4 protein-coding genes are annotated in these 5,126 nt (G+C 66.6%); 1 reads left to right on the top strand and 3 read right to left on the bottom strand.

Annotation, left to right across the window (positions count from 1 at the left end):
* The coding region (locus ACFE7U_RS16350) for an OprO/OprP family phosphate-selective porin (RefSeq protein WP_375410774.1) at positions 1-940 on the top strand (940 nt) is incomplete at its 5' end.
* 15 nt (positions 941-955) lie between these two features.
* Here ACFE7U_RS16350 and ACFE7U_RS16345 read toward each other — a convergent pair.
* The 3 genes from ACFE7U_RS16345 to ACFE7U_RS16335 form a co-directional block, all read right to left on the bottom strand.
* Positions 956-2,191: an HlyD family secretion protein gene (locus ACFE7U_RS16345; RefSeq protein WP_375410773.1), complete on the bottom strand. Its 1,236-nt coding sequence runs from the start codon at positions 2,189-2,191 to the stop codon at positions 956-958.
* A gap of 3 nt (positions 2,192-2,194) precedes the next feature.
* Positions 2,195-2,659: a hypothetical protein gene (locus tag ACFE7U_RS16340; RefSeq protein WP_375410772.1), complete on the bottom strand. Its 465-nt coding sequence runs from the start codon at positions 2,657-2,659 to the stop codon at positions 2,195-2,197.
* 418 nt (positions 2,660-3,077) lie between these two features.
* Positions 3,078-5,102, bottom strand: a complete 2,025-nt coding sequence (locus tag ACFE7U_RS16335; protein WP_375410780.1) for a transglycosylase domain-containing protein — start codon at positions 5,100-5,102, stop codon at positions 3,078-3,080.
* Between the last annotated feature and the right edge of the window lie 24 nt (positions 5,103-5,126).

The following is a 5,126-nucleotide window of genomic DNA, read 5'->3' as shown; positions in this document are numbered from 1 at the left end:
GACGCCGATCAACGACGCGGTGGCGGCGATCCACGCGCCGCACGACGTGCTCCTCAGCGTGGGCAACATGAAGGAGCCCTTCAGCCTCGACCAGCTCACGGGCGACACCAACACTCTGTTCACGGAACGCTCGCTCGCCGACGCCTTCGCGCCGGGCCGCAACTTCGGCGGCGCCATCGGCATCCACGGCAAAGACCCGCACGGCAAGGACTGGACGGCCGTGGCGAGCGTCTTCGGCGGCAATGCCAATACCGGCATCGGGCAGCAGGGCGTCGCGACGACCGGGCGCCTCACCTACGCGCCGATCCACGAGACCGACCACGTTCTGCACCTCGGCCTCGCCGGCAGCTACCGCAGCCTGTCGCGGACGAGCGACGACCTCTCGTTCTCGAGCCAAGCCGAGGCTTCGCTCCTGCGCCAGAACTTCGTCGACACGGACGTGATCGCCGGCGCCTCGGGCGTCGCGCGGCTCGGGCTGGAGGCGGCCTACCAGTCCGGCCCGTTCCTGTTCCAGGCCGAGTATATCGACACCCGCGTCGAGCGCTTCGACGGCCGCCCGAGTCTCGGGTTCCGCGGCGGCTACGTCCAGGGCAGTGTGATCCTCAACGGCAAGCGCGCGCGCAGCTACAAGCTCAGCCCCGATTACGGAGCCGCCTATGCGGTCTTCTCCGGCGTGGTCGTGCCGGAGGGGGACCGGGTCTCGCGGGGTGGGTTCGGCGTGTTCGAGCTCGGCGTCCGTTTCAGCGCCATCGACCTGCAGGACCGCACCATCGCCGGCGGCATCGAGCGCGACGTCACGGTCGGGCTCAACTGGTATCCCGACCGCAACGTCCGGATCATGGCGGACTACATCCGCTCGCACACCTCGCCGTCGGCGATCGCCGGCTTTCGCACGATCGACGCCGATACGGTGATCGGGCGGTTCCAGGTGTATTGGTAGCCTCGTCCCGTCGCTTCAGTGCCCGCTCAGGACGAGGGTCTGGATCGGCAAGATCAGCGCCTGAATCCGCAGGATCATGGCATGGACGATGCCGACGGCATCGACGGCATGGAGCAGGACTTTCTTGGTGGTGCCGAGAGTGCCGGATGCGATCAGATCGTGATTGCTCGTATAGGCGTTGGCGATGCAACTGGAGCCGGGCGTCACGCCATCGAGCCCGCCCTGGTAGATGGGCTCGAGGAAGACGAGGATCGTCCCCGGCCGCACCACCTGCTGCGCGTCAACGAGTTGCTCGCCACCACGGAATTGTCCGGCGGCAATGAAGTCCTGCACGCTCGTCACCACCATCGGGATGACTGTCCACGGTTTCGAGATGCAGGTGACCTCCGCCACCATGCCGGCCTTCATCACTTGCGCCTCGATCTGTCCGAAACCCGCCGTGATCGCTTTTCGACCCGCGCCTTCGGGAATCAGCACTCCGGCTGAACGCATGATCGGGTTGACGATGTCGCCGACGCGAAGCGTGAATTGCTCCACTCGCCCACTCACGCCGGCCCTGATGGTGGTCTTCGCGATTTCCACCTCGGCTTGTCTGAGCGCTGCTTCGGCACTGGCCTTCTGAGCCGGGAGGAGACTCGTGACCTGCGCCTCGGCCGCTTGCTTGGCGGCAGATGCGGCTGCAACGGCGCCCTGGCGGCCGGTCACGACGTTCTGGAGGCGCTCGATCTCCCGAAACGCGACGATGCCGGCGCCGCGCCGGTTCAACTCCTGCTTCGTCTCAAGTTCGTCCATGGCCTGCTGCTGGGCGCTCCGAGCTTCTTGAGCCTTTCCTTCGGCCGCCATGATCTCGGTCCGCGCCGCCACCATGGCGGCCTCGACCTCGGCAATCTTGCGGCGGGCGGCTTCTGCGGCCGCGTCCTGGGTCGAACTGTCCAACCGGAAGATCGGCTCTCCCTGTTTGACCTCCTTGCTCACCCCGCTCACGTAGACCTCGGCGACACGTCCATTGGCCTCGGAAACGATGGGAACGGTCCTGTAATACAAAGTCGCGTAGTTTGTAGAGGGATGATAGTAGAAAATTACCGTGATCAACCCTACGGTGAGCATCACACAGGCAACGATGCCCCATCTCAGTTCAAACCAGACTGAATAGAAGGTGATTTCCCTTCCAAGTCGCTTGCCCTGAGCGTAGCGACGGAACAGATAGTCGGGCAGTATCGTCAGTATAGAGCAGAGAAGAAGCTCAAGCATGGCTCAAGCTCCCGTTCTTGATGGGACGATCTTCGGTAGGGGCCGGGATGACGGCGGGAGTTCTTTAGCCAAGGTGGCTGCACCGCCGGTCTCTTCGGGCGCTTCGGCCGCTCCCTTGGCCGGGGGGATTCCCGCGATCCTTTCGAGCGCCCCCGCGATCCGGCCGAGCGCCCCGCCGAAATTGGGAAAGTCGATCAGGGCGAGGAGCAGGCCGATCACCCAGAAGAGATGCACATGCGTGAAGAGGGCCAGCAAACCCAGCACGGCGACGATCTCGAACTGGAGCTTGTGACCTTTGTGGGCGATCCGCTCGGGCAACGTATGCACGCGCAGGAACAGAAGCCCGACCGCCATGACGACGACGATCAGGACAACGGCCATGACCGACATGAACACATCGGTCTCGCCGGCGACCGTAATGAACAGCGGTAAATGATGGGGTGCGGCAGGGTTGAGCGCGGCAGTCATGTCGACCTCCGACAGAAACGGCGTAGCCATCAGGATGCAAGCAAGCTCCGCTTGCCGGCCCTCATCGTCGAAGAATATTTAACGTATCGCAAGTCTACACGGGATCGGCATGCGCGTCTCGCCTTTGTAGAGACGTTACGGTCAGCTCGGCCATCAATCCGAAAGGATTAGTTCTATTGGATAGTCGTTTCCGCCAGTCGCTCCGAGCGGACGGGCCCGGCACGCCTGTTCGCCAGGGTTTGGCGCCACGGAACGATGGCGGAGCGCAGGGACCGTTGTTGCTGCAGGCGTGCCGGTGGGGACGATTCACGGTCCTATGAACGCTCAAACCGCTCGGATTTCGACTCTGTCGTCTCTCCACGGGAGCGATGCGTCGGGCTGTTCCGATCCGAGGCGCCCAGCCAGGACCGGTTTCCATTCACTCCCCCACGCCGAACAGCTTCTCCAGGAAGTTGCGATCATCCCGGCTCGGGCCGCGTCCGCGCTGAGCGGCGGCGACCTTGGGCGGAGCCGCCTGCGGCTCGCCGAGCAGCGCCCCGATCAGGCCGCCCGGCGTGCTGCCGGTGACGGCCGGGCTCTCGGCGGGGCCGCGCTGACGCCAGCGGCCGGCGCCGGGGAGCATGGCCGGGCTCTGCCCCTTCAATGCGACGCTCATGTAGGTCTTCCAGACCTCGCCGGGCAGGTTGCCGCCTGAGACCTTCTTCGTCGGCTCCCCGTCGTCGTTGCCGAGCCAGACACCCGTCACGAGCGTCGAGGAGAAGCCGATGAACCAGGCATCGCGAAAATCCTGGCTGGTGCCGGTCTTGCCGGCGAGATCCCAGCCCAGGATCTCGGCCTTCTTGGCGGTGCCCGAGACGAAGGTCTCGTGCATCATCGCGTTCATCATCGAGACGGCGTTGGCGTCCATCACCCGGCCGAGCCCGCCCTCGCCCCGCTTGTACAGGACCTTGCCGTCGGCCGCCTTCACGCTGGCGACGACGTAGGGGATCACGCCGGTGCCGCCATTGGCGAAGGCCGCGTAGGCGCCCACCAGTTCGAGCGGCGTCACCTCCGAGGTGCCAAGCGCGATCGAGCCGTTGGCCTGGAGCGGCGACGAGATCCCAAGGCGCTGGGCGGTCTGCACCACGGCTTTCGGGCCGACCTCCTGGCCGAGCCGCACCGCCACGGTGTTGAGCGAGAGCGCCAGCGCCTCGCGCAGGGTCACCGCGCCGCGGTAATCGCGCGAGTAGTTCTCAGGGCTCCAGCCTTTGATGGTGATCGGAGAATCGTCGCGCACGCTGTCGGGGCTGAGGCCTCGCTCGAGGGCCGCGAGGTAGACGAAGGGCTTGAAGGCCGAGCCTGGCTGGCGCTTGGCGGTGGTCGCGCGGTTGAACTGGCTCTGCGCGTAGTCGCGGCCTCCGATCAGGGCGCGGATCGCACCGTCGGGCTTCATCGAGACGAGCGCGCCCTGGGCGACGTTGTAGCGCCCGCCCTTGAGGTTGAGCTCGTCCACGAGCGCCTTCTCGGCCACGCCCTGGAGGCCCGTATCGACGGTGGTCTGGACGACGATGTCGGTCTCGAATTTCGGCACGAAGTCGTCGAGAACGTCCATGACGAGGTCGGCGACGTAGTTCGCCGAGCCGCCCCCGCCCGAACGGGCGGGGCGGGCGGGGGTCGCCAGCGCCAGCTTCACGTCGGCGGGCTTGGCGAAGCCCAGCTCCTCCATGGCGGCGAGGACGTGGGCCGCGCGGGCCTGGGCCGCCGGAAGGTTGCGGTTGGGCGCGAGCCGCGACGGGGCCTGGACGAGGCCGCCGAGCATGGCCGCCTCGGCGAGCGTCACGGCCTTGGCCGGCTTGCCGAAATAGCGCTGCGCCGCGGCCTCGACGCCGTAGGCGCCGGCACCGAAATAGACCCGATTGAGGTAGAGTTCGAGGATCGCGTCCTTGGAATAGGTGTGCTCCAGCCACAGGGCGAGGATCGCCTCCTGGATCTTCCGCGATGCGGAGCGTTCCGGCGTCAGGAACAGGTTCTTGGCGAGCTGCTGGGTCAGGGTGGAGCCGCCCTGGGCGACGCCGCGCCGGCTGAGATTCTGTCCGACGGCGCGGACGATGCCGACGGGGTCGACGCCGAAATGGCCGTAGAAGCGCCGATCCTCGATCGCCACGAAGGCGCGCGGCAGATAGGGCGGCAGCTCCTTGATGCTCACGACGCGGCCGCCGGTCTCGCCGCGGTTGGCGAGCAGCGAGCCGTCGCTCGCCAGGATGGCGATGTTGGGCGGGCGCTTGGGCACGCTGAGCTGGTCGATCGGCGGCAGTTGCGAGGCGTGGTAGGCGATCAGCCCGGCAAGCCCGATCACGGCCCACAGGCCGAGGACGAGGCCGCCATAGACCAGCTTGCCCAGAAAGGTCCGCCGGCGCCGGCCGCCCTTCTTGATCGCGGGTGAGCGGCGCGCAGGGGCCTTCATCCGCGTCTCCCGATGACTCGCCTC

The sequence above is a fragment of the uncultured Methylobacterium sp. genome, assembly GCF_964251405.1.
Lineage (GTDB): Bacteria > Pseudomonadota > Alphaproteobacteria > Rhizobiales > Beijerinckiaceae > Methylobacterium.
Note: the sequence above shows the minus strand (reverse complement) of the source record. Positions and strands in the feature narration are given on the sequence as shown.

What these genes read in the sequence shown, in the direction of transcription:
- ACFE7U_RS16345 (WP_375410773.1), bottom strand. Translation starts at nt 2,191, where the DNA reads ATGCTTGAGCTTCTTCTCTGCTCTATACTGACGATACTGCCCGACTAT.
- ACFE7U_RS16340 (WP_375410772.1), bottom strand. Translation starts at nt 2,659, where the DNA reads ATGACTGCCGCGCTCAACCCTGCCGCACCCCATCATTTACCGCTGTTC.
- ACFE7U_RS16335 (WP_375410780.1), bottom strand. Translation starts at nt 5,102, where the DNA reads ATGAAGGCCCCTGCGCGCCGCTCACCCGCGATCAAGAAGGGCGGCCGG.